The 25,128-nt window shown below is 44.4% G+C and carries 16 protein-coding genes and 1 pseudogene; 6 read left to right on the forward strand and 11 right to left on the reverse strand.

Going from position 1 to position 25,128, the window contains the following annotated elements:
• Positions 1 to 441 precede the first annotated feature (441 nt).
• Positions 442 to 1,908, reverse strand: a complete 1,467-nt coding sequence (locus tag DW182_RS15120; protein WP_115502252.1) for a catalase — start codon at positions 1,906 to 1,908, stop codon at positions 442 to 444.
• A gap of 162 nt (positions 1,909 to 2,070) precedes the next feature.
• Here DW182_RS15120 and DW182_RS15125 point away from each other — a divergent pair, with 162 nt between their 5' ends.
• From DW182_RS15125 to DW182_RS15150, 6 genes are all read left to right on the forward strand, one after another.
• Positions 2,071 to 2,736 (forward strand): M15 family metallopeptidase, encoded by a 666-nt coding sequence (locus DW182_RS15125; RefSeq protein ID WP_118296038.1) that lies wholly within the window; start codon positions 2,071 to 2,073, stop codon positions 2,734 to 2,736.
• Between the two features lie 64 nt (positions 2,737 to 2,800).
• Complete coding sequence (locus DW182_RS15130) at positions 2,801 to 3,958, forward strand: M50 family metallopeptidase (protein ID WP_021967504.1); 1,158 nt, start codon at positions 2,801 to 2,803, stop codon at positions 3,956 to 3,958.
• A gap of 78 nt (positions 3,959 to 4,036) precedes the next feature.
• Positions 4,037 to 5,167: an ATP-binding protein gene (locus DW182_RS15135; RefSeq protein ID WP_118296039.1), complete on the forward strand. Its 1,131-nt coding sequence runs from the start codon at positions 4,037 to 4,039 to the stop codon at positions 5,165 to 5,167.
• 12 nt (positions 5,168 to 5,179) lie between these two features.
• Positions 5,180 to 6,394, forward strand: a complete 1,215-nt coding sequence (locus DW182_RS15140; RefSeq protein WP_007660836.1) for a hypothetical protein — start codon at positions 5,180 to 5,182, stop codon at positions 6,392 to 6,394.
• 200 nt (positions 6,395 to 6,594) lie between these two features.
• Positions 6,595 to 9,186, forward strand: coding sequence for a xylan 1,4-beta-xylosidase (xyl3A, locus tag DW182_RS15145; RefSeq protein WP_044154763.1), 2,592 nt, complete (start codon positions 6,595 to 6,597; stop codon positions 9,184 to 9,186).
• A 49-nt stretch (positions 9,187 to 9,235) separates the two neighbouring features.
• Positions 9,236 to 10,495: a glycosyl hydrolase family 8 gene (locus DW182_RS15150; protein ID WP_118296040.1), complete on the forward strand. Its 1,260-nt coding sequence runs from the start codon at positions 9,236 to 9,238 to the stop codon at positions 10,493 to 10,495.
• 130 nt (positions 10,496 to 10,625) lie between these two features.
• Here DW182_RS15150 and DW182_RS22560 read toward each other — a convergent pair whose 3' ends face one another.
• The 10 genes and pseudogenes from DW182_RS22560 to DW182_RS15195 all read right to left on the reverse strand — a co-directional run bounded on the left by DW182_RS22560 (position 10,626) and on the right by DW182_RS15195 (position 25,078).
• Entirely contained in the window at positions 10,626 to 11,558 is a 933-nt protein-coding gene (locus DW182_RS22560) for a family 43 glycosylhydrolase (RefSeq protein ID WP_044532670.1), read from the reverse strand.
• Positions 11,532 to 13,082: pseudogene (locus tag DW182_RS22565) on the reverse strand (arylsulfatase); the annotation flags it as partial. The pseudogene DW182_RS22565 and the gene DW182_RS22560, both read right to left, overlap by 27 nt.
• Before the next feature lie 333 nt (positions 13,083 to 13,415).
• Positions 13,416 to 14,096, reverse strand: coding sequence for a family 43 glycosylhydrolase (locus DW182_RS15165; protein WP_255421298.1), 681 nt, complete (start codon positions 14,094 to 14,096; stop codon positions 13,416 to 13,418).
• Positions 14,063 to 14,464 (reverse strand): family 43 glycosylhydrolase, encoded by a 402-nt coding sequence (locus DW182_RS22720; protein ID WP_255421299.1) that lies wholly within the window; start codon positions 14,462 to 14,464, stop codon positions 14,063 to 14,065. The genes DW182_RS15165 and DW182_RS22720 overlap by 34 nt, the downstream gene beginning before the upstream one ends.
• 119 nt (positions 14,465 to 14,583) lie before the next feature.
• On the reverse strand, positions 14,584 to 15,711 hold the full coding sequence (locus tag DW182_RS15170) for a family 43 glycosylhydrolase (RefSeq protein ID WP_007660843.1): 1,128 nt from the start codon (positions 15,709 to 15,711) through the stop codon (positions 14,584 to 14,586).
• Between the two features lie 33 nt (positions 15,712 to 15,744).
• Complete coding sequence (locus tag DW182_RS15175) at positions 15,745 to 16,773, reverse strand: hypothetical protein (protein WP_044534102.1); 1,029 nt, start codon at positions 16,771 to 16,773, stop codon at positions 15,745 to 15,747.
• A gap of 14 nt (positions 16,774 to 16,787) precedes the next feature.
• Complete coding sequence (locus DW182_RS15180; protein WP_118296041.1) at positions 16,788 to 19,001, reverse strand: glycoside hydrolase family 76 protein; 2,214 nt, start codon at positions 18,999 to 19,001, stop codon at positions 16,788 to 16,790.
• A gap of 90 nt (positions 19,002 to 19,091) precedes the next feature.
• Entirely contained in the window at positions 19,092 to 19,847 is a 756-nt protein-coding gene (locus DW182_RS15185) for a DUF3823 domain-containing protein (protein WP_007660846.1), read from the reverse strand.
• A gap of 24 nt (positions 19,848 to 19,871) precedes the next feature.
• The gene (locus DW182_RS15190; RefSeq protein WP_007660847.1) at positions 19,872 to 21,812 is read right to left on the reverse strand and encodes a RagB/SusD family nutrient uptake outer membrane protein; all 1,941 of its coding nucleotides are present in this window, start codon (positions 21,810 to 21,812) and stop codon (positions 19,872 to 19,874) included.
• Positions 21,813 to 21,823: 11 nt separating this feature from the next.
• The gene (locus DW182_RS15195; RefSeq protein ID WP_118296042.1) at positions 21,824 to 25,078 is read right to left on the reverse strand and encodes a TonB-dependent receptor; all 3,255 of its coding nucleotides are present in this window, start codon (positions 25,076 to 25,078) and stop codon (positions 21,824 to 21,826) included.
• Positions 25,079 to 25,128 lie beyond the last annotated feature (50 nt).

Genomic DNA, 25,128 nt, shown 5'->3' on the forward strand with positions numbered 1-25,128 from the left:
ATGGCATAACATCATTTTCTTTAAAGCAAAAGGGGAAAAGGAAAGGGGCAATGGGGGATTAGTAACGGAGAATTGCACTCTTTAAACACGCATATCGTAAAAAGATTACCACTGTTTACTGACTTTTCGAAGAAGAAAGGGATAAATAACCTCTATTTACTTGAGAAAAAGGGATATTTGCACATAAACTGGCAAGATGCACATAAAGCATCCACAATAGCTGATAATAAAGAAGTTACAGAGTAATCCATGCACTTCAAGGCATGTTTCGGGGTGTAGGCAGAAGATTTCATACATCTACCTACACCCTTTTACATCTCCGATATCTAATTGACAATCAATAGAAAGCGGACATTGGTGTAGGATGTAGGCAAAGTATGACAAAAAACGTATTTAGAATTAATAGTTATAACCTGTCATTTATCAAAAGACAATTCATACCTATCGCATCTCTTTCAAAGCTGCATCCAAATCGATACCCAAAGCTTTGGCTACACCTGTGCCATAAGCCGGGTCTGCCTTGTAGCAGTTGCGAACGTGGCGCTGCTTGATGAAGAGTTCGGCATCACCCATGGCGCGGGCAGTGTTTTCAAACAACAGTTGTTGCTCGTCCGCAGGCATCAGTCGGAACAAGTCTCCCGGCTGGCTGTAGTAATCATCATCATATTCACGCTCGTTGTAGTTATAGACGTCGCCATGAACCTTCAAAGGCGGCTCTTTCTTCTCAGGAGAATCCTGCCATTCGCCATAACTATTCGGTTCATAACTTTTGGCTGAACCATAGTTACCATCTACGCGCATGGCGCCGTCACGATGGTAGGCATGGAACGGACAACGGGGCTTGTTCACCGGAATCTGTTCTGAGTTTACACCCAAGCGATAGCGTTGGGCATCGCCATAAGAGAAGAGGCGGCCTTGTAGCATCTTGTCGGGAGAGAAGCCGATACCTTCTACAATATTCTGGGGGTTGAAGGCAGCTTGTTCCACTTCGGCGAAGTAGTTTTCGGGATTACGGTTCAGTTCCAGGATACCTACATCCTGCAATGGAAAATCTTTATGCGGCCAAACCTTCGTCAGGTCGAATGGATTGATGCGGTAATGATCCGCTTCTTCCTCGGTCATTAATTGAATCTGGAACTTCCACTTCGGGAAATCGCCTTTCTCGATGCTCTCGTACAAATCCCGTTGATGCGATTCGCGGTCTTTGGCAATGATGGCTTCGGCTTCCTGGTCGGTCAGGTTTTTAATGCCTTGCAGGGTGCGCAGGTGGAACTTCACCCAGATGCGTTTGTTATCGGCATTGATGAAGCTATAGGTATGACTACCGAAACCGTGCATGTGGCGATAGGAATAAGGAATGCCACGGGGGCTCATGGTGATGGTCACCTGATGGAGAGATTCGGGCAGAAGGGTCCAGAAATCCCAGTTATTGTTCGGACTGCGCATATTGGTGCGCGGGTCGCGCTTGACGGCGTGGTTCAAGTCGGGAAATTTCAACGGGTCACGCAGGAAGAATACGGGGGTATTATTTCCTACCAGGTCCCAGTTGCCTTCTTCGGTATAGAACTTCATTGCAAAACCACGGATGTCACGCTCGGCATCGGCAGCCCCGCGCTCACCGGCCACGGTAGAGAAACGGACAAAGCACTCCGTCTGCTTGCCTACTTCGCTGAAGATGGCGGCACGAGTGTACTTCGTAATGTCATGTGTCACGGTAAACGTGCCGTATGCACCGGAGCCTTTGGCATGCATACGTCTTTCGGGAATCACTTCACGGTCAAAGTGGGCGAGTTTCTCAAGAAACCAGGGGTCTTGCATCATGACCGGACCACGTTGTCCGGCTGTCTGGGTGTTCTGATTGTCGGCGATTGGTCGACCATTAGCAGCGGTTAGTTTTTTCTCTTCCATGGGATTTTGTTTAATGAATGAATTATTATGTAACAAAAGTAGTTCTTCTTAGGTTTACCTCCAACCGACAAAATCTATACACTGATAGACAAAATCTATGTATCTCACAAATATAGGTAATTCCTTGGGAATTCGTACCTTTGCAATCCCTAAAAGAATTGTATGAAACATCTATTTTATCTTTTAATAACCTTCTGGTTCATCCCCCTTGCAGCGCAGCAAAGCCAGACTGCCCGCCACATGGAAAGTCTCGGTTTCGTAAACATTGCCGAAGCAGACAGCACCATTGCCATCGACCTGATGTATACACGTGCCGATAACTTCACCGGACGGGTGTTATACGAAGATTTGCACGAGGCCTATCTGCACCCCGACGCCCTGAAAGGACTGCTACGGGCACAGCAGGAATTAAAGAAGCGGCATCCCCGCTACCGCCTGATTGTTTACGACGCCGCCCGCCCCATGAGCGTACAGCAAAAGATGTGGAACGTGGTGAAAGGCACTTCCAAATATATCTACGTCTCCAACCCGGCACGTGGCGGCGGACTGCATAACTACGGTCTGGCAGTAGACATCAGCATACTGGATGAAGCGGGAGTCCCTCTGCCGATGGGCACGAAAGTAGACCATCTGGGTCCCGAAGCCCATATCACGAACGAAGCCGCCCTAGTGCAAAGCGGAAAAATGACGAAACAGGAACAAGAGAACCGCCAACTGTTGCGCACCATTATGCGTGCCGCAGGTTTCCGCACTCTGTCCAGTGAATGGTGGCACTTCAACTGGTGCAGCCGTCAGGAAGCCAAACAAAAATACAGGGTTATACCGTAAAAATCCCCTATATTTCCATATATTTGTGCAGAGAAACCAGGTAAAAACTCATACCGGAACAACTATGAAACAAGCTCTCAAACTTATACTTTCCACCCTGTTCGGTGCATGCATCGGCTTCGGGGCAGTGATGCTTTGCATTACATTCTTTACGGAAACCACACTCAGTGAATTCTTCGGCAACATGGGAAATGTACAGCTAAGCAGATTATTGCTCTCCTGTATCCTGTCGTTGGTATGCCTCATACTTGCTGTCTTCGTACAAATCATCTTGCACGAAGGCGGACATCTGATTTTCGGGCTTGCTACCGGCTACCGATTCGTCTCTTTCCGTGTGGGCAGCCTTACCCTGATAAAAGAAGGTGGAAAGTTCCGCTTCAAACGCTTCTCCATCTCCGGCACGGGCGGCCAATGCCTGCTTTCCCCACCGGATAAGCCTTACGAACAAATGCCTTACTTCTGGTACAATGCAGGCGGGGTACTGATGAATCTGTTGACAGGAATCATCGCACTTATTCTTTGGATTTCGTACCCTGAATTGCCGTTACCCCTGCATCTATTCCTCCTATTTTCCTTTATCTGCGGTTTCTTCCTGGCGCTGATGAACGGCATCCCATTGAAAATGTCGGGCATCACGAATGATGCCTACAACCTGATATTGATGCACCGCGACCTGAATACCCGGAAGTACCTGGCCCTTCAATTAGCCGTCAACGCTGAAGTTCAGAAAGGTATGAGACTGAAAGATATGCCGGACGAATGGTTCCCGAACGATGAAGTGACAGACTATAAGAATATCATGCAAGTTGCCGTAAAATTACTCTATATCTCGCGCTATGTCGACCGGAAAGAGTTCAAGACAGCGCAGGTCCTTTTCAGCGAGATAGAACAACACAAAGAAGAAATTGTAGGATTATACGTAAAAGAAATCGAGTGCGAACTCTTGTTCCTTGAACTGATAGGCGAACGAAGACAAGAAGAAGTGGAGCGACTTTATACAGACAGGACAAAGAGATACATCCAGCGATACAAGACCATGATGTCCTCCAAACAACGCCTGCTGTGTGCACTTGCCTTGTATTGGGAGAACCGGCCGGAGCGTGCGAAGGAGATTTATGAGAAGGTAGTCCGTAAGCGGGACAAGTATCTGCTGCAAGGTGAAGTCAACTCTGATTTGGATATCATGGAGACGATACTTCGGGAAGCACAAATACAGGTTTAAGTGAAGCCATTATTATTTTCTTTGCATAATTACTTTATAATAATTATCTTTGCATAATCATCATAAAGTAAAGAAGCCATGCCAATCATCCGAAACCCTTTCATTATAAACGGATACATATCCCCCGCCTATTTCTGTGACAGGAAAGCGGAGAGCGAGATACTTATCCGCCAAATGACCAATGGTAATAATATCGCGTTAATCTCAACGCGAAGAATGGGTAAGACAGGATTGATACGTCATTGCTTCCAGAGTAAAGAAATTCAAAAGGCATATTACACATTCTTTATTGACATATATGCAACTAAATCTCTGCGTGAGTTTGTGTTTGCCCTTAGTAAAGAAATTATTGAGTCATTAAAATCCTCGGGCAAGAAAGCGATACAGACTTTCTGGGAAACGATGAAGTCGCTGCAAGCCAGTCTGACATTCGACTTTAATGGTAACCCTTCATTCAATTTAGGCTTGGGAGACATCCAGTCTCCGGATGCTACATTGGATGAAATATTTCATTATCTGGAACAGGCCAACAAGCCCTGTATCGTAGCCATTGACGAATTCCAGCAAATTACCAATTATGCAGAAGACAATGTAGAAGCTATCCTGCGTACTTATGTGCAACATTGCAACAATGCCCATTTCATCTTTGCCGGAAGCCAGAGGCACATTATGGGTAATATATTCCTGACAGCATCACGTCCCTTTTATCAGAGCGTATCGATGATGCATCTGGAAAGCATCCCTTTAGAAGAATACATCAAATTTGCTCAGAAACATTTCAAAGAAGCAAATAAGACTATATCCAAAGAAGCCATCGAACACATATACAAATATTTCGATGGTATAACCTGGTACATGCAGAAAGTACTGCATACCCTGTATGACATGACACCTGTCAATCAGGTTGCCGATATTTCGATGGTAGAGGAAGCCATCTGTCAAATCATAGGCTCGTTCCAATATACCTACTCCGAGACCCTTTTCCGGATGCCCGAGAAACAAAAAGAACTGCTCATTGCTATTACCAAAGAAGGGAAAGCAAGTGCCATTACCTCCGGTGCATTCATCAAGAAATATAGATTGCCATCTTCCAGCTCTGTACAATCGGCATTAAAAGGACTGTTGGAAAAGGATTTTGTCACACAAGAGGCGGGAACTTATCAGATTTACGACCGTTTCTTCGGATTATGGCTTCAAAGAAACTACTAAACGATAAGGTTTATGAAACTGAATGACGAAACCCTTCGTTTTATACACGAACACTGCAAGGATGATGTACGCAACCTGGCTCTGCAAGCGCCGAAATATCCCGGTGTGGATATGCCTGTCGCACTGACACAGATAGCAGGCAGACAGGCGGCGGCAGAGAAAATACCATCCTGGTATGCAGAAGAAGGCATTCTATATCCCCGCCACTTGTCCTTAGAGCAATGTTCCTCGGAAGCTACGGCACGATACAAAGCATCTATCATTCCGGAGTTTTCCTCCGGCACACTGGCCGACTTAACCGGAGGGTTCGGCATAGACTGTGCTTTTCTTTCTCCGAAATTCCATCATGTCACCTATGTGGAACGGCAGGAGGTTCTTTGCGAAATTGCTTCGCATAACTTTCCGCTACTGGCTCTGAACCATATCCGGATAGAAAACAAAGACGCCATCCGGCATCTGCAAGAAATGTCTTCCGCCGACTGGATATTCATTGACCCCGCCCGTCGAGACGGACATGGCGGTAAGACCGTCGCCATTGCCGACTGTGAACCGAATGTAGCCGAACTGGAATCCCTGCTGCTCGAAAAGGCGCAGCACGTAATGGTGAAACTCTCCCCCATGCTCGACTTGTCTTTGGCTATTCAGGATTTAAAGTACGTACAGGAAGCACATATTGTTTCTGTAAACAATGAATGCAAGGAACTCTTACTCATCTTAGGACACAATACTGTTGCCGCAGAGAATATTCCCATCCATTGCATCAATCTGCAAATGAAGGATGGGAGAAATACAGAGCCAACCGGACAGTTCTTCACTTTCACCCGCGAACAGGAACAATCAAGCTCCAATGAATATACCGATACTTTAGATAAATATCTATATGAGCCCAATGCGTCCATCCTCAAAGCAGGGGCTTTCCGCAATGTAGCCTGTATATATAAGGTGAAGAAACTGCATCCCAACAGTCACCTCTATACTTCCGGTGAACCGATAAAGAACTTCCCCGGAAGAAGCTTCCGGATAACGGGTATATGTACATTGAATAAGAAAGAACTAAAAAGCGTATTAGGAGATCTGAAGAAAGCCAATATCACGGTTCGTAACTTTCCAAGTTCAGTAGCGGAACTCCGTAAACGTATCAAATTGAGCGAAGGCGGAGAAGTTTATCTGTTCGCTACGACCTTGATCAATGAACAGAAAGTTCTGATCCGTTGCGAGAAAATATAAATGCCTTGTAACAGGTATTTTCCTTTTTAATGTAACCTCAGCAAAACAAGATGTAACATCCGGAAGAAATCTGTAACATAGGCTTAACTATCTGAAATACGATTCTTCTTCCAAATCCTCTTTTCTGCCTATTTTTGTAATCGTCATCCACAATGACAAAACAGAAGTCTATTAATAACAATAAAAAGCGCACTAATACCATGAAAAGAAAACTTCAGTTGCTCACCGGAATCGGATGCCTGTGTCTGTGCTTCCTTTCCTGTTCACAACCTCCCTACAAAAACCCGGCACTAAGCCCGGAAGAGCGTGCCAATGATCTGGTAGGCCGACTCACACTGGAAGAGAAAGCCGCCCTGATGCAAAACACATCTCCCGCCATTCCCCGACTGGGCATAAAAGCCTATGACTGGTGGAACGAAGCGCTGCACGGCGTAGGACGCGCCGGACTGGCAACCGTATTCCCGCAAGCCATCGGTATGGGAGCTTCTTTCAACAATGAACTGCTTTACGATGTATTCACCGCAATTTCGGATGAAGCACGCGCCAAGAATACCGAATTCAGCAAAGAAGGCGGATTGAAGCGTTATCAAGGGCTCACCATGTGGACACCTAACATCAACATCTTCCGTGATCCGCGTTGGGGACGGGGGCAAGAAACTTACGGAGAAGACCCTTACCTCACCAGCCAGATGGGTATGGCAGTGGTACGCGGTCTGCAAGGTCCTGAGGGGGAAAAATATGACAAGTTGCATGCCTGCGCCAAGCACTATGCCGTACATTCCGGTCCGGAATGGAACCGCCATAGTTTCAATGCCGAAAACATCGACCCGCGTGATCTTTGGGAAACCTATCTGCCTGCTTTTAAAGACCTGGTTCAAAAAGCGCATGTGAAAGAAGTGATGTGTGCCTACAACCGTTTTGAAGGTGAACCCTGTTGCGGAAGCAACCGCCTACTAATGCACATTCTGCGTGACGAATGGGGATATAAAGAAATCGTAGTATCGGATTGCTGGGCAATCAGCGACTTCTACAACAAAGGTGCCCATGAAACCGATCCCGACAAACAACACGCTTCCGCCAAGGCCGTACTCTCCGGAACAGATATAGAATGCGGAGATAGCTACGGATCACTGCCCGAAGCTGTGAAGGAAGGGTTGATTGACGAGAAACAGATAGACATCTCTCTGAAGCGCCTGATGAAAGCCCGCTTTGAGTTGGGCGAGATGGACGAACCTTCGCAAGTGTCTTGGGCACAGATTCCTTACAGCGTGGTAGATAGTAAAGAACATCGTGAACTGGCACTCCGCATGGCACGCGAGAGCCTTGTATTGTTGCAAAACAATCAGAGTTTACTGCCTTTAAATAAAAACCTGAAAGTGGCCGTGGTAGGACCTAATGCCAATGACTCCGTAATGCAATGGGGCAACTACAATGGTTTCCCCTCACATACCATCACTCTATTGGAGGGTATCCGCGAATATTTGCCCGAATCACAGATCATCTATGAACCCGGATGCGACCTGACCTCCGATGTTACTTTGCAAAGCGTATTCCAGCAATGTAGCATGGATGGCAAACAAGGTTTCAGTGCCAAATACTGGAATAATACGAAACAGGAAGGAACACCGGATGCAACCAATCACATCAGCACCCCCTTCCACTTCATCACCACCGGTGCCACGACCTTTGCAGCCGGCATCAACCTGCAAGATTTCTCTGCCAGCTACGAATCCGTATTCCGCCCCGTCAAGAGTGAAGACATCGCCTTCCGCTTCCAGACTCAAGGGATAACGAAACTCTCCATTAACGGTAAGGAAGTGGCTGCAGGCATGAACTTCAAGAACAATGCAAAAGTCTACACCCTCCAGGCAGAAGCTGGAAAGGAATATCATATCAAGATTGATTTTACTTTCCGCAACCGTGATGCCGCACTCGATTTTGACATGGGGCGTGAAGTCCCCGTTGATCTGAAGCAAACAGTAAACAAGGTAAAAGAGGCGGATGTCATCATCTTTGCCGGAGGTATATCCCCGGCAGTGGAAGGTGAGGAAATGCATGTCAACATTCCCGGCTTCAAGGGAGGTGACCGCGAAACCATCGAACTTCCATCTATCCAAAGCCGTTTGCTTGCCGAATTGAAGAAAGCAGGAAAGAAGATCGTATTCGTCAACTTCTCCGGTTCCGCTATCGCTCTGACTCCCGAATCGAAAACATGCGATGCTATCCTGCAAGCATGGTATCCCGGTCAAGCCGGTGGTACGGCTATCGCCAATGTCCTCTTCGGAGATTATAACCCGGCAGGACGTCTTCCAGTCACTTTCTATAAGAGTACGAGCCAACTGCCCGGCTTTGAAGATTATTCCATGAAGGAACGCACGTACCGGTACATGACAGAAGCTCCGCTCTTCCCCTTCGGGCATGGTTTGAGTTATACCACATTCCGTTACGGAGACGCTTCATTGAATACACAGGAAGTAAAAGATGGAGAACAAACCATCCTGACCATCCCCGTGAGCAATGTAGGTGAATACGACGGGGAAGAAGTGGTACAGGTGTATCTGCGTCGTCCGGGCGACAAAGAAGGTCCGTCGCACGCACTCCGTGCCTTTAAGCGTGCGAACATCGCCAAAGGGGCAACCAGCAATGTGACCGTATCATTAAGCAAAGAAGATTTCGAATGGTTTGATACGGAAACCAATACAATGCGCCCGATAGAAGGTGATTATGAAATACTTTATGGTGGTACGTCGGAGCTGAAACAGTTGAAGGCGATACCAGTCATTGTTAAATGATAATTTAACTGCGTAATCTTGAAAATCATATAATATAAAACGTTCCTTTATGAAGAACTTATTTTACCTCCTCCTTTGCCTCATCGCCGGGACATCGTGCAGCCAGGCAGACCCGACAAAGCCCTGGGATAAAGGTGCCTTTGAAACACAGAAATACCGGAATCTCCTCGCCGAGATGGGCTACAAACAGGCAGATATTGATGCCAAGCTCAAATCCGTCTTTGACGGTGTATTCTACGGTCCCGACAAAGTATATTTTGAAGTAGGCGACTCTATGGCTTACATCAGTGACATCAAAAACCATGATGTCCGCACCGAAGGTATGTCTTACGGATTAATGATTGCAGTCCAGTTCGACCGTAAAGATATCTTCGACCGCCTTTGGCGATGGGGCACAAAGTACATGCAGCATCAAGACGGTCCGTTGAAAGGATACTTCGCCTGGAGCTGCGAGACAGACGGTACCCGTAACTCCCAAGGCCCCGCCTCCGACGGAGAACTTTACTATGTAACCGCCCTCATCTTCGCCTCCAACCGTTGGGGAAACGACACCGGCATCAACTACCTTGCCGAAGCTCGGAATATCCTGAACTGTTCCATGGAGAAAGATGGTACAGACCGAGTAATGCCTTTTATCAATGTAGAGCATAAGCTCATCACCTTCGTCCCCGACATACGGGGCGGCCTTTTCACCGATCCATCTTACCACGTACCCGCTTTCTATGAAGTATGGGCACGCTGGGCCGATGATGGCAGAGCCGACTTCTGGCGTGAATGTGCCGAATGCAGTCGTGAATACCTGCATAAAAGCATCCACCCCGTAACCGGTCTGAACCCCGATTACAACAACTATGACGGCAGCCTGCTGGGCAATAACCGCATTATTGGTGATGCTTTCCGCTTCGATTCTTGGCGTGTACCGATGAATATTGCTTTAGATTACTCCTGGGCATGTGCCGACAAAGAGTGGCAACAGGAATACGGCAACAAAATCCAGAACTTTCTCTACAGCCAGGGTATTGATACCTTCGTAGATCAGTATAACGTAGACGGCACGCAGGTAAAAGATACCCTCCGGGCCGGAGAACACAAGGCGTTGAGACACTCTTTAGGCTTAGTAGCCACTTCTGCCGCCGCCTCACTGATGTGCACTCACGAGAAAAGCCGTGAGTTCGTAGACAAGTTGTGGAACGCAAAACACGAGCCGTATGAAGACGGATACTTCGATGCTTACTATGACGGACTGCTCCGCCTCTTCGCTTTTATGCACCTGAGCGGAAACTACCGCATCATCTTCCCTGAAAAGTAAACTTAGAGCATAACCCTAAAAAAAGAAACAGTAGATTCAGGATTTACATCCTATTCTACTGTTTCTTCACTAATTAACTAATCCTAAAAACATCCTACCATATAATTGCAGAGATTTGGTAAAAAGATAGTTATTTCAGTTGAGGGAAACCATCCCTCCAGATAATCTTTCGTTGTGAAAGGAACCAGGTTCTGCCGAAATCCTCATTGCCCTGATAGAAGAGGTAGGTCTGCCCATCTTTATCTTTGAAGATATGCGGATGACCCGATTCGCAATAGTTCCAGGCCCCCGGATCTCCATTCGCCAGGAAAGGTTTATTCGAAACTTTCCTCCAGTGGATACCATCTGTACTGGTTGCCAGTCCTATCTGCTGCGGACGATTATTATAAGCCCCTGCATAGAACATATATAGCGTACCATTCATCTCTACTACTGAAGGAGCCTCTATACAAGTTTCTTCCCACGGCCATTCGGGAACCAAGATGGCACGGTCACAGGCCTCCGTCCATGTTTCCCGATTGAAATTTGTACCTGCAGGAGCAGTAGCCACACCTACAATCTGTTTCACATAGTCGGGTGTACGGGTAGCATAATAAAGAAAATACTTTCCTTTTGCAAATATGACTTCCGCATCAATGGCCCGTCCACAATTCCAGTCACCCGCTTTAGGGGCAAAAATAGGATTGGTAGCATTACGTGTGAAGTTCACGCCATCCACCGACCATGCATGACAGATCGCATCTTTCTTGTCATTACCATACGTTTGATAGAATAGATGGATCGTATCGTTACGTACCAGTGCACCCGGTGCACACAAGCCCTTAGCCTCATAGTCGGCAGCCGGAGACAAAGAACCGATAGGCTTCCATTGTGTCAGGTCCGTACTCTCTGCTATACCTATTCCCCAACCCGAATTTCCCTTAGGAGGTACAGAATAATACATCAGGTACTTTCCGTGGAATGGAATCACATGCGGATCTTTCGAGAAAGGCCTGCCTGTACGGGTAGTATCGGCAAACAACATCGGAGAGTCCTGATGTTTAGGCAGCACATTGTACTTTATCGCCCAGTATTCCCATTCATTCCGCAACTTCTTCAGTACATCGGGATGCTGGGAAGCAAGATTATTTTTCTCCGTACGGTCTTTCACAATGTCGTAAAGTTCCCATTCCGTACCTGCTTCATCACGTATTGCTTTCCAGTTACCGTAACGGATGGCACGATTGCCCTGATGCTCCCAATACATATATTCATGCAGGGAGGGCACTTTCTCCGTAATGGCGGGGAACAGACTGGTACCTACCAAAGGATGAATTTTATTTCCACCATGATAGGTTTCAGGATATGCAGCGCCTGTCGCTTCCAGAACAGTAGGCATAATATCCGGCAAATAACCCGGAATAGTGCACAAATTGCCATGCCGGTTGCCCAGTTTCTTGTTCCAGGAGAAGATAAGAGGAGTGGATATACCACCTTCGTAGGAACGACATTTGTATTTCCGGAACGGAGTGTTTGAAGTTTGCGCCCAGGCTCTGCCATAGGACGGCATATTATTGCAGGCAGGATTATTAATATCTTCCTGCTTGCCGCCTCCCAATTCCAGATAAGGTTCGGCACAAGCACCATTGTCTGCAAGGAACAGGATTAAGGTATTATCCAGTTGTTTGGTTTTCTTCAGGTAATCGATCACCTTACCTACGTTGTAGTCCACACAGTGTACCTGTGCTGCATACACAGCCATGCGATAGGCGGATTCATCCTTTTCTTTCTCTGTCAGTTCATCCCAGGAACGGTTTTCCCATTCGGCGAAACCAACATTCTTATCGATAATACCCATCTTCTGCATCCGGTTGTAACGCTCCTGGCGTATCTTATCCCAACCCTTGGAACGGTAAAGTTTGGTAAACTTCTGAATGTCTTCCTCTTTTGCCTGCAAGGGCCAATGCGGAGCATTGAAAGCCAGATACAGGAAGAATGGTTTGTCATCCTTCTGTTCACCAACAAACTGAAGGGCATGATCGGTGAAAGCATCCGTGGTATAGTAAGGAGATTCAGGTGCAGGCAAATGTTCATTATCCAGCGTCAGACCACGTCCACCTTCCGGACGTAAGTAACTGGCAGCACCTGCCAGAATACCGTAGAAGCGTTCGAAACCTCTTTGCAAAGGCCATTTCTCTTGCCCATGCATACCCAAGTGCCACTTACCTGCCATATAGGTATGATAGCCGTTTTCTTTCAGCACTTCGGCAATGGTGACACAATTACGATTCAGATAACCCTGATAGCCTTCGGAGCCCCAATCATTGATATCCCGTTGCGTTTCTTTCTTAAACGTTCCCGGATCCTCGGACATCTGACCGATACCTGCCTGGTGCTGATAAAGTCCGGTCATCAGACTGGCACGCGCCGGACAAGAACGGGATGTATTATAGAACTGGGTAAAGCGAACCCCTGTAGATGCCAACTTATCGAGATTCGGGGTCATAATCTCACCCCCATAACAACCGATGTCGGAATAGCCCATGTCGTCTACCAGAAAGATAACGACATTTGGCTTCTCTTGCGCCCAACAAAGGGGAGCAATCATTAATGGGGTCAAAGCAATAATACTCTTTCTCATAAAGCCTATATTTTGAAATTATTTTATGATAATCTGCAGTCTTTTTCCTGTAAATGATAACTCATAAGCCTGTTATTGTAAGATTCAGGCGTCTAAAATATAAATTATCACTTGCAATACCAAACATATAATACCCCAAAACCTCTACATTACTCCCCAATAACTCTTTCCCTTATTCCTTTCAACATCTCCCTAAGACTTCATGCAAAAGATGGCATCTTTCGTTGCAATAGATGGCATCTTTTACAACAAAACATACCATCTTTTGCATCAGCGGAATAAGGCATAAGAACCAAAGGGTTACAGCTGAAACCTCTGTGCTTCATCCGGTCCGGGCACAGCATATGCAGGGTCAATAGCGCGGATATAAACATCCCCGTCTTTCCCTGTCTTTACTTCCAGAGGAACAATCGTGGTTCCCTGCTCATTAATGGTCTGAGCAGTCTCACTTAAATCGCGATTCTGAATGCCCAATTTGGATACAGGTGCGATATTCCCGTTAAAGAATGCCGTGCACCACCATTGGCCCTTCTTATCCTGGAACGGAGTTCCATGTCCCAGGAAACGGCCGGCAAAACGACGTTCACTGTAAGGACCGGTTATCCGGTCGGCTGTGCAATAATACAGATTATAAGACCCCTTACGGGAATCATCCGTAGACCATGCCGTACCGAAAAGTACATACTTCTTTCCTATCTTCCGTATAGTTGCACCTTCGTGCCCGATGCTGCGGTCGGAAGGATCAATATGTACAGGTTTTGCTGCCAATCCCTGAAAATCAGGTTTCAGAGGGGCAATCTCGATATTGCTCCACGTCAGATACCAAGTGCCATCATCATCACGAAAAAGAGAAGGATCGTGCTTATCTCTCATATCATCTCCCATAGGGAAAGCGAAAGAATCATTCTTATCCGCATGATCGGCAATAATAAGATTGGCACCATTGCCTACAGGTTCGGGGAGGTATGTACAAATACCCATTTGCCATCTACCCGGTACATTTCGGGGGCCCAAAGCAACCAGTTTTTCTTAGATTTATTCTGGAAAGCATCCGGGAATTGCCGGGCCCAGTATCCCTTTTCCAACGAAAAGGGTTCGCCCAGATATTCCCATTCAGCAAGATCCGGGCTACGCCATACGCGAATCTGATAACCGACTATACTTGGTTTCAAACCCATCTTCCGAGAAACATGGTCCAGTCCCAGATTATAGGGATCTCCGGCTTCACAGGTATCTCCATACGTAGGTGTGGTACCAGTCAGATAATAGAAACCATCCTCACACAAGCAAATATACGGATCTCGTATCCACCCTTCTTTCAGATAGACTGCCCGGTTATGCTGCTTCACAGCTTTCCGGATTTCTTTCTTATCCTAGGCTTTCGCAAGAAACGATACACCTATCAAAAGTATGAAGCAAAAGAATAATCGGTTTCTCATCATCAGGGTTTCTTTTTATTGAATGGATGTTACTTTGCTGAAGTTGCTACTGTTCCCGACGGTTTGTTCAGACGAGTCGTTGTAGGAAGCGGAGTTCCGAAATCGGGATAGTCGTTCTCAAGCCATACAAACTTCTGGGCACGTGGTGAACGGGTATCTCCAGCACCTTCAGGATCTACCTGTGTATCGCGTGCATGATACAGGATATACCATTCCGTACCATCAGGAGAGGGGAAGAAGCTATTGTGTCCTGTACCGTATACACCGTTCTCTGGTGACTGTTTGAATACTGGTTGTTGGGATTTGGACCATGACTTCGGATCCAACATATCACTGTCAGTACTTGCCGTCAGCATACCCAGAGCATAATACGGAGTCCATACCCCACTGGCGGAATAAGCTATATGCACATACTTACCTTTAGGACTCAGCAGGGGTTGAGGACCTTCATTTACAAAAATATCGTAAGAAGGATTCCAGCCGTTCTCGTTCTTATGATGTCTTTCCCACTCCAATTCCGGTTTGGAAATCAGAACTCTCTCGGAACCCAGTGTCCAGGGGTTCTCCATACGGGCAATGTAGATACACTGAGTTTCAGTATCCACACGGCGGGTTTGCCAACCAGACCATACCATATACAATTCACCTTTATTCTGGAATACAGAACCGTCGATAGCCCAGTTGTTATCCTTGTCCGTACTGATACGGCCTTTCATTACAAACTCTCCATCAAAAGGATCTTTGTTTACATTCTCCAATACATACATCTGGTGATTGTCCGTATTGCCATCATCGGCGGCATAATAGATATACCATTTGCCATCGATATTATGGATTTCAGGTGCCCAAAGATGGCATTTATTAGAAGATTCGGTAGGAATCCAGACAGTCTTCCGGGGAGCATTCTTTACATCGGTAACGTCTGTAGTCTTCCAGAGTACCAGACTATCTTGCACGGTATGCATATAGTAGTAAATACCTTCATGGAACAGAGCCCAAGGATCAGGACCTTTCTGGAACAAAGGGTTCACATACGTAGTTGCCAGAGAATCAACCTCTGCCAATCCGTCTTTCTTCACTTTAGTATTTCCACATGAGGTTACAGAAAGTAATGCTGCGACTCCCAGCATCACAACAAAGCAATTCTTAAATTTCATATTTTATCATATTAGAGTTGTTGACTATTAGTTTTACCAGGCTCTGTATTTAGCCATCGGATTGGTCACATTCCAACGGAAATATTCGTATGCAGTATGAACGGATGCACGCTGAAAAGCAGGCATCTCATAAAGCAACCGTCCACCTTCACCTACCAATTCCACTTTAACCGTCTTCGAACGGTCTATCGCTTTCAGTACTTCAGGAAACACGAAAGTGCGCGTATCACGCTCTTCCACTGCTTTACCACCATCTGCTACGTCGGAATATTCTATCTCCAAAGGAAGTTCATACGTAATGTCGTCCAGAATAAACCGGATAAGATTCATCTTGAAAGGCTTTCCAGCAGGATATTTATAGCTGACTTTAAAGGCCGACTGGATATTATTCTCTTTACTTTCCTGATTATAGAAGGCGAGCATCACCGATGCACCATTCGCCTCATAGTTATAAGGTCCATACCACACTTTGTGTGATACTCCCGGATAGAAAGTTTCAACTACCGGAAAATGGAATAAAGAATAGAACTCCACTTTGCCGGGTAGTAGTCTTACAGCATAATCCGGATCGGAATAAACCACAGCACCTCCCTGTTTATAATCTGCTTTCTTAAAATGTCTGTCCAGGTTCTTTTCTATTGCTGCACGCTTAGCATTATCCTGGGTATCGTAAAACAGGGTAATGCCATAAATCACGCTGTCGCAGAATTGATAGGAAACTCCTGAAAAGATGCTTTTACTATAAAAAGGTCGTACAGTACTTTCTGCCATATTCTCATTTTGACCTGCCAATTCTATCTCCGAAGCAGTACTTAGTCGAAAGCCGAAAGGGATGACCTCACGTGCACCGTAATCTTCCAGATCGGGCAAGTTTAGCATCAAATTCTTCTGGTTATTGTAGAGGGTACTCAATAACCCGTACCGCCTCTCGGGAGCACCTTTCAGTTCAACGGTTTGCCCGGTAGCAGCCAAATATTCATCTACTTGTTTCAGACGGGGTTGTTGTGAAAAAGCCTGAATGGCACCAACCCACAATAGCATTGTTACGATATAATATTTCATAGCTTGTTCCTTTTTTATTCTTTTTCCAAACCTTGTGTACGCGCATAACGCTCTATCATCTCTTGCCGTTTTTCCATCGGCCACTGTTCTATGACATCAATATCCCACTCGCCGAAAGCATCCATAAAGCGGTGCATAGGTTCGAGTATGGAAGCCTGATTCCACGGAAGCTGCTGGCGTACACTATGTCCACGATTGGATTGCGGGTTGAAGCATTCCGTAAGCAAACCTCTGTAACGGTATCTCATGTCTCCATTCAGATCCATAATGGAAAGAGTATTGTTTTGAATCAGCTTTGCCATTTCCAGGAAATGCGTATCTCTCGTCATGAGGTATAAGCGATAGTACTGAAAGGAAGAGAAAGCCAGTCCGTTGTCTATTGCAGAGTGTCCGGTAGCAATCAGGGTTTGCCCTACAATACTTACATCCTTTGGGAAATCAGTCAATGTATCGTTAATGGCCATCGGTACGTGATAAGCAAACATAAAGGTTTCCGTATAGCGGGCAGCCTGTATGGCGGCTTCCTTCCACTTGGCATCACTTGTAACGTCATAAAGTGCCAGGAAAGCATAAATAGCCATTTGTCCGGACTCACGGTCTTTTACATTGGGATTGTCAATAACTCCACCTACATAAAGGTAATCATGGTGGATAAAGTCATAACTAAATTCACCTGCTTTCAAGGCTGTATCCAAATAGCGTTTGTCCTGGGTAACCGAGTAGAGTTCAATCAGGAAGCGGATGATATTAGTAGTTGTATATTTACTGTCATGAGTCGGCTTTCCGGTTCTCCAGTCATAACGGAGATAAAAGCTACCGTCCTTTTCCTGATTCCGTACCAGCCAATCAGCGTACTTTTTGCAATAGGAGAGCCATTCGGGTTTATTAATTCCATGCTTTTTCATGATATTCCATGCACCCATCATGCCTTCCATACCACCGGCAGCAACACGCATATAAGCTTCATAATCACGCCAGGTTGCTTTCCGATCTACATAGGCATCTGCCCAAGGACTTACAAGGCCACTTTCCTGTTGTGAGTTATTCACCCAGAAGTCAACAACTTCCGATGCTTTGCGTACATATTCCTGATTGTCAATTTCCAATCCTTTCCGCAAAAGGAAATAGGCATTTGAAATCTGGAAACCGATAAAGCCCATCTGATAGTTATAAGCACGGGCTATTCCATTAGGCAGATAGATCGAGAAAGGCCAGCCCGGTGCACCATTCAGATTCAACAGGTAAGCATCTAGCACCTCAATACTAGCTTCATAAGCATCTTTCACATCTATTTTATGTACGACAGGGGTATATTTATTCCACGCCTGTTTCCATACTGTTTCCACCAGTTCGGGGAAATCTTTTGTCTGGTTGAAACCGAAAGTCAGGCTATATGTATGTTTCACTCCGGCTTTCACAGGATGACTGCGATAGGCAAAGCCTTTTCTTTTCTGTTCGGGGAGGTGACCTACATAGGTGGTTTCGCCCTCAATTCCCGGGAAGACAAAAAGAATAGAGTGTGAATCGGTTTCTGTGAAACCCAAGCTACCGAATTGCATACGTTCATCCACTATACGGTTTACTCCATTTTCACCATAGAAAGTTTCAGGATCAGCATTCAAGTGCACCATGTCAATAGCTAATCCGGAAGCCTTCTCACGGGCAGATACCAATGGCAAGGGTAAACGGTCTTCGCGGAAATAAAAGTAATTATCGGTGTAGTCACTGGCTAGAGAACCACGTCTAAGGCTCAGGTTGTTCCTGTACCAGATACCCGGAACAAAGAATTCAAAATCTTCAATCTGTGTTTTACGTTGCAGAGTCAATCCGAAATAAGAGTTGAAGTAGTCATCTCCTTTTCCAATCTTTTCAATCGTTACCTCCCTATCCATACGGAAATGATTCTCTGTATCGGGGGCAAACACATCTTTTACATGAAATACGGTTCCATGAGATGACTTTAACTTTGCGATGCAAACCAACGACCCTTTTTCTTCCTTTACAGAAGAATAGTAACCGTTCAGCGTTTCTGCATTCACTTCCAATGTAACTACATAAGGAGCATTTAAACTCAAATAATGGGCGTTACCAGTTTGCAGGATCAGGCGTTTTCCATCTTTGACTACAGACAGGCTGGCATCACCACTTTGCAATGTATATGTTTTTTCTGCTGCCAGGGAAAACTGGATGAACGAGAGGAAACTGATGAGTATAAATAGATATTTCATGTTTCAGATATTATCAGGAATACAATAAATTTAATTTGAAAAGACTCTGCCGGTTTATGCCGGCAGAGCCTTTATATCAAAACATAGTGTTTACTCTACCGGCAGGTTTTCGATCTTCTTAATTGTTGAGAAGAGGAAATATTCGTTCATTCCCTCTAACTCAATAGCTACACGATAGAAAGCATAAGTACGATAGTTGTCGATGAAATTTTCCTTCTTACGATACTCAGACAACGGGATATACACCTGCAATGTCGTATCATCGATGTATTCTACATCACTGCTACGTGTACACTTAATACCACTGTTAACCAAAGAACTTGTGCTTAACCAGATACGAGTTTTTACAATCTTCGGAGCAGCTTTCACCGTGTTGGTCATCTTTTCAATATTGAAAGTAGCAACGATATTACCGTTTTTCAGTTCAGCATTCAAGTTCTTCAACTTGTAGTACGGACGCACTTCAAAGTCTTGTGTAACGTTCGAGTTAAAATGATAGGTAATAGAGTCATAGCCCTTACCTGCACCTAATGATTCAAAATCAGGGAGTTCAAAAGGTAGAGCCTTGTTTACTAATGTCATTTTATACTCTGCATCAAAGAAGAGTTGTTGGTAATGTCCTTCATCGTTGGTACGTATACCCGTACCACCACCGTCGACTTTACCATAGCCTTTTTGAAAAACTCTTAACAGTCCTCTATTTGAGTCAAAAGGAAAATTTTCTCCGTCACATTTCAACTGACCGCTGAAAACATAAGACGGGGCATCGTAATTATCATATTCGCAGGATGTCATAGTAAATCCCAATATGACAAATGTTGCTGCAATTATAGATTTTATTTTCATTGTTTTTAAGCTTTAGTTGATAAATTAATGATTAGGATTCTTTTCAATGTTCGGGTTACCTTCATTCATCGGATATGCATTGTAGTACATTGTGTTATTGAAACTCAAAATAGCATTACTGGCTCTATTCTGAGCTTTCATCTTCCGATAAATCCACTTACCATTTTCGGGTGTACCCGGAGCATAAATCTTATACGGCCACAATACATAGATAGTAGCAGTCTGATTAGCTTGGTCATTGAACCACCACTCATCAGCAACTCTCCAACGCTTCAAGTCTTCATAACGATGATCTTCGAATGCCAACTCTACACGTCTTTCGTTTACAATGCGATTAAATGTCAGTTCATTCTCAGTCAACTTGAACACCTCACCACCTGCACGCTGACGTACGCGGTTGATATAGTCTAATGCTACAGTCTTAGTAGGACGGCCATTGTAGCTGGCTACTCCTAGTTCATTCAAATAGAAAGCAGCTTCAGCAGCATTCAACAAAGCCTCACCAAAACGGAATACTACATAAGGAACAGAACTTGCACCATTTATCTCACTTCCAGCGGCAGTATCAACAAACTTCCTCAATAAGAAACCGGAATGAGAAATATACCAGTTACTACTACCATCATCGCCACGAAGAGGTCCATCTTCTCCAGTCACTTTCTGACCTTCATATGTAAAATCATCAACTTGTCCAATGGTCTGTGCTGCTTTAAATTCATAGCCATCAGCAGTAGGAAGAGCCAGACCTGCCTGAAGATCAACAGAAGTACCTCTGAATGAACTTCCCGGATACAGTACCGTACCAGCCAAACGAGGATCACGTCCTGCAAAAATATCTTCCGGTTTATCGTACAGATTATATTTGCAAGTAGATGTATACACATTCATATCTTCGATCACTTCATCACCTACATAAGCGTCCATCTCTTTCACTTCATGTGTGTTTAGCATTTCATAATCATTCACAAGATTCAAGACAGGATTAACCTGACAACCTGCTTTATTATTCGAAGCACGTACCAATTTGCGCGTAAGGGCACGGGTAGTAAAGTTATTCTTCACATTCACTCCATCATAAGCCTTACAGAAAATCAATTCTGGATTATCTTCCGGTTTAGCAATAAATGCTTCTGCATAGTTAGTTGCTAAATCAGCTTGTTTTTGATAAAGTTGATAACCCATAGCTTCCAGTTCGGCACAAGCATCCAGGCAAGCTTTCAAATAACCTTCTGCCTTACTTCTTTCAATACCCGTAGCACCACTTGACAAATTCAAAGTTTTGGTAGCACTTTTATCATAGTTGTATGCTAAAGTTCCGGCATACAGAGCTGCACGGCACTTCAGGGCCATAGCTGCACCTTTGGTAGCACGAGTCTTAACACGGGCAGTTCCAAAATCTTCTTTTATGGCATCCATTTCACTGATAATAAAGTCATAAATTTCAGATTCCTTATTTCTGGGCACAGCCAATGGCGTCGGATCCTCCATATATTCTGTTACTTCAGTAACCAAAGGCACGCCACCGTATTGAACAACCATCTTAAAATAAGTATAGGCTCTAAAATAACGCGCTTCTGCTTGAAAATACTTCAACTTATCAACGGCAATTGAACCGGCAGATACCGTATTCAAATTACGGATATGAAGATTTAATTCACGGATAAAGGCATAATCATAAAAGTTTCTGTAATCAGTTCCTACATTTCCTGCAAAGTTCCAGTACTGACTATTATTGGACGCTTCATCCCAACGAGTAAGATCATAAGAATCTCCATCGGTACCAAAATCTTGCCAGTACTTCATACGACCATAAAAATTGGCCGCAATACTGTTAAGGCCAGTTTCTGATGTATAGGCCTGATTTTCCGTAAAAGCCATCTTGTCCTCTTGTTCCAACCAACTATCACAAGAAGAGAAAAGCAATAAGCCTAATAATAACGCTATTGATAATCTATTTTTTTTCATGTTACATTCAATTAAAAGGTTACGTTTACTCCAACTGTGTACACTTTGTGTTGCGGATAGTCGAATCCGGTAACAGAAGAGATTTCAGGGTCGAAACCAAAGTCATTCAAGCTATCCCAGCAAAGCAGGTTAGAACCTTCAAAGTAAACTCTAAGCTTTTGTATCAAAGCCTTCTTTGTCCACTTAATCGGCAATGTATAACCTGCCACTAAGTTACGCAGACGTAAATAGTTGATTTCCTTTGCATAAAAATCATTCCAGTCTCTGATAGAAGGATTGTTACTGCGAACAGCAGGGAACTTACCACGTTTCCAAGGAGATTTTGTATCGAAGATATCTTCGTGTTGCCAAGAATCTATCACATTGTATACATATCCCATCTGGTCAGTGCCAATACCATACTTCACATGCCAGTCGCCAATAAATGTGTTCATGAAACCACCGGCAAAATCGGCTGCAAAGTCAATGCCCTTATATTCGAAGCCCAAGTTAATACCCATTGAAAGTAAGGGGTTCTTGTTAGCATTACCGCTATCCCAATCATAATCAGTAGCTGCATAACCCAAAGGACGCTTATCATAGTCATCAATCAAGCCATCACCATTAACATCCTTGAAAATCAAGTCACCCGGACGTAAGTTCACGTTGTTAGCACCATCAATGTTCACCGGATAGTTATCAATTTCTTCCTGAGTCTGGAACACACCGATAGTTTCCCACATCCATACGGCACCATTTTTCACATTAGACCAACGGTTAGTCTGTGCCCAACGATATTGATCCCATCCGTTCAAGAAAACTTCACCATAGTTATTTATTGTCTTCTGACGAGCTAAAGTCAGGTTAACACCTACAAAATAATTGAAGTCATTAACGCGATCATTCCATCTCACCATACCATCAATACCACTAACCTGATCGGAGTTCAAATTCTGTTTTTGTACACTATAACCTGCCTCATAAGGGTAGATAATGTCAGTTGGGGTAGCAGGGATACCACTTCTTTTTCTCTTAAAAAAGTCCACTTCCAGTTTCAAGCGATCGTTCAGGAAACCCATATCGAAACCGACATTCATCATAGAAATCTTCATCCAAGAAAGTCCAGTTTGAGGAATTCCTTTGTAAGCAGTGCCTGTAGTATAAGCATCTGGAGCATTCCCCAAAGGATTATTGCTTATGATAGCTCCTCCATTGTTAAATGCATAACCAGGCAAGTAAGCAAAGTCCGGATAACTGCTATTAAAGTTTCTAGCCATGTCATCGCCCATTTCACCATAAGAAGCTCTCAACTTAATGCTGGAAATCCAATCAGCCACCTTAGAGTCTTTGTAAAATTCTTCTTCAGACAGACGCCATGCACCGGAAACTGACGGGAAGAAGCCCCATTGATTACCCGGTAAGAAACGCCAGGAAGCATCATAACGACCGGCAAAATCAATGATATACTTTTCTTTATAAGAATAGCCTGCACGGAAAATGAAACTGGCTGTAGTAATGGTACGTACTGAATTACTTACAGTATTATTAGCATTCGTTGTAATATTTTCTACAAACGGATTTTCTACTGGACTCTGAGCCACAGTCAAATATTTCCGATCTTCTTTAAAGAATTCAAAACCTGCGACGGCTGTCACATGATGATCCTTGGCAAAAATATGATCGTAATTCAAGGTAAACTGCCCCATCATTTCAACTTTATGATTTCTTACATCTCCACGATAAGTATCAGTTTTTGTAGATGCTACTTTGTACTCCTGTGTGGCAGGGTCATACCTATATTCATTCCAACTCTTCTCATTATCTGTCTGATGAAGAGTTTCGTAATAATAAGACAGCAAACCTTTAGCTGTTAATCCTGGAAGCGGTGTCTTATATTCCAAATTTGCACTAAGCTGAATAGTACGGAAGTCTTTCTGGTGCTTACCAGCATTGTCAATAGTATAAGCAGCCATATTACGAGCACCGTCATGAGTCGGGGTAATATAATTCAGATAATCCGGATTATCGTTAGCATACGGGCGCATAGTCGGAATCAAATTAAAGATAGAATTACGCATCTGGAAGTAATCGTCTCCACCAGGAAGTGCTGGATTGACATTTTGCTCTATTTTACCCAATGTCTGAAAACCTACCTTGAATTTATCGGTCAACTGCATATTAAAGTTAGCCTGTAAGTTCGTACGGTTATAGTTGTATTCTTTGAACACGGCATCCTGATCAATATGTCCTACCGAAATGTAATAATCTGTCTTCTCTGTGCCACCGCTGATATTAGCATTTACATAATACTGAGGAGCAGCATTGCTTACAAAATTATCCTTCCAATCATATCCACGATAATCTTCACCTGTAGCCGGATTATAATATCCTGTCCGCCATTTCTCCAAATCAGCCTTAGCATTAGCAATATTATCAGCTCCAGTCAGGTTTCCATCATTGGCTTGCTTCATGTAGTTACCCCATTTCCATTGGTAAGCATTCAGCAGTTCAGGATACTTTGTCCATCCTTGCCATCCCATGTGAGCATTCAGATTTATCTGAGGCTTCTGTCCTTTTTTACCGGTTTTTGTAGTAATCAAAACCACACCGTTGGCAGCCTTCACACCATAAATAGCAGCAGCACCATCCTTCAGAATAGATACATTCTCAATATCGTGAATATCCAAGGCATTGAATGCTGTCTCATCTTTCATGATACCGTCGATAACATAGAGAGGAGTACCCATGTTACGAATCTCAAGGTTAGTCGAAGTTCCCGGTTGACCAGACTTCTGACGTGCCGTAATACCTGATACTTTACCTACCAAAGCATTGGCAGCCGATGTTGATGTAGAACGGGTCAAATCTTTATTGTTCACCGAACTTACCGCTGCAGCCACTGTAGCTTTCTTCTGAGTGGCATATCCCACTACCACAACTTCGTCAAGCAACTCTGTATCTTCCTTCAGTGTAACATCCAGGTTTCGTTTTCCCTTTACGCTGATCTCCTGCGGTGCATAGCCCACAAAAGAAACTGTCAGAACTGCATTAGTTCCCTTAACAGAAAGTGTAAACTTACCATCGACATCAGTAATCGTTCCGTTGGTAGTTCCTTTCTCCATAATGTTTACTCCAGGCAAAGGTTCACCTGTAACATCTTTCACTATACCTGACACAGCTATATTTTGTGCCTGAAGCATTGCGGAAGACACTAAAACAACTAATAATAAGAAGAAATTCTTCCTTCTATTACCAGCCGAGATTAACTCATTTAAAAAGTGCTTCATAAGTTATTATTTAAAATTAAACATAAATTAGTTTATCTGTATATTATTGA

This window comes from Bacteroides sp. AM16-24 (assembly GCF_003471885.1).
Lineage (GTDB): Bacteria > Bacteroidota > Bacteroidia > Bacteroidales > Bacteroidaceae > Bacteroides.

What these genes read in the sequence shown, in the direction of transcription:
- DW182_RS15140 (WP_007660836.1), top strand. Translation starts at nt 5,180, where the DNA reads ATGAAACTGAATGACGAAACCCTTCGTTTTATACACGAACACTGCAAG.
- DW182_RS15180 (WP_118296041.1), bottom strand. Translation starts at nt 19,001, where the DNA reads ATGAAATATCTATTTATACTCATCAGTTTCCTCTCGTTCATCCAGTTT.
- DW182_RS15175 (WP_044534102.1), bottom strand. Translation starts at nt 16,773, where the DNA reads ATGAAATATTATATCGTAACAATGCTATTGTGGGTTGGTGCCATTCAG.
- DW182_RS15135 (WP_118296039.1), top strand. Translation starts at nt 4,037, where the DNA reads ATGCCAATCATCCGAAACCCTTTCATTATAAACGGATACATATCCCCC.
- DW182_RS15150 (WP_118296040.1), top strand. Translation starts at nt 9,236, where the DNA reads ATGAAGAACTTATTTTACCTCCTCCTTTGCCTCATCGCCGGGACATCG.
- DW182_RS15185 (WP_007660846.1), bottom strand. Translation starts at nt 19,847, where the DNA reads ATGAAAATAAAATCTATAATTGCAGCAACATTTGTCATATTGGGATTT.
- DW182_RS15170 (WP_007660843.1), bottom strand. Translation starts at nt 15,711, where the DNA reads ATGAAATTTAAGAATTGCTTTGTTGTGATGCTGGGAGTCGCAGCATTA.
- DW182_RS15125 (WP_118296038.1), top strand. Translation starts at nt 2,071, where the DNA reads ATGAAACATCTATTTTATCTTTTAATAACCTTCTGGTTCATCCCCCTT.
- DW182_RS15195 (WP_118296042.1), bottom strand. Translation starts at nt 25,078, where the DNA reads ATGAAGCACTTTTTAAATGAGTTAATCTCGGCTGGTAATAGAAGGAAG.
- DW182_RS15165 (WP_255421298.1), bottom strand. Translation starts at nt 14,096, where the DNA reads ATGGGTATTTGTACATACCTCCCCGAACCTGTAGGCAATGGTGCCAAT.
- DW182_RS15120 (WP_115502252.1), bottom strand. Translation starts at nt 1,908, where the DNA reads ATGGAAGAGAAAAAACTAACCGCTGCTAATGGTCGACCAATCGCCGAC.
- DW182_RS15190 (WP_007660847.1), bottom strand. Translation starts at nt 21,812, where the DNA reads ATGAAAAAAAATAGATTATCAATAGCGTTATTATTAGGCTTATTGCTT.
- DW182_RS15130 (WP_021967504.1), top strand. Translation starts at nt 2,801, where the DNA reads ATGAAACAAGCTCTCAAACTTATACTTTCCACCCTGTTCGGTGCATGC.
- xyl3A (WP_044154763.1), top strand. Translation starts at nt 6,595, where the DNA reads ATGAAAAGAAAACTTCAGTTGCTCACCGGAATCGGATGCCTGTGTCTG.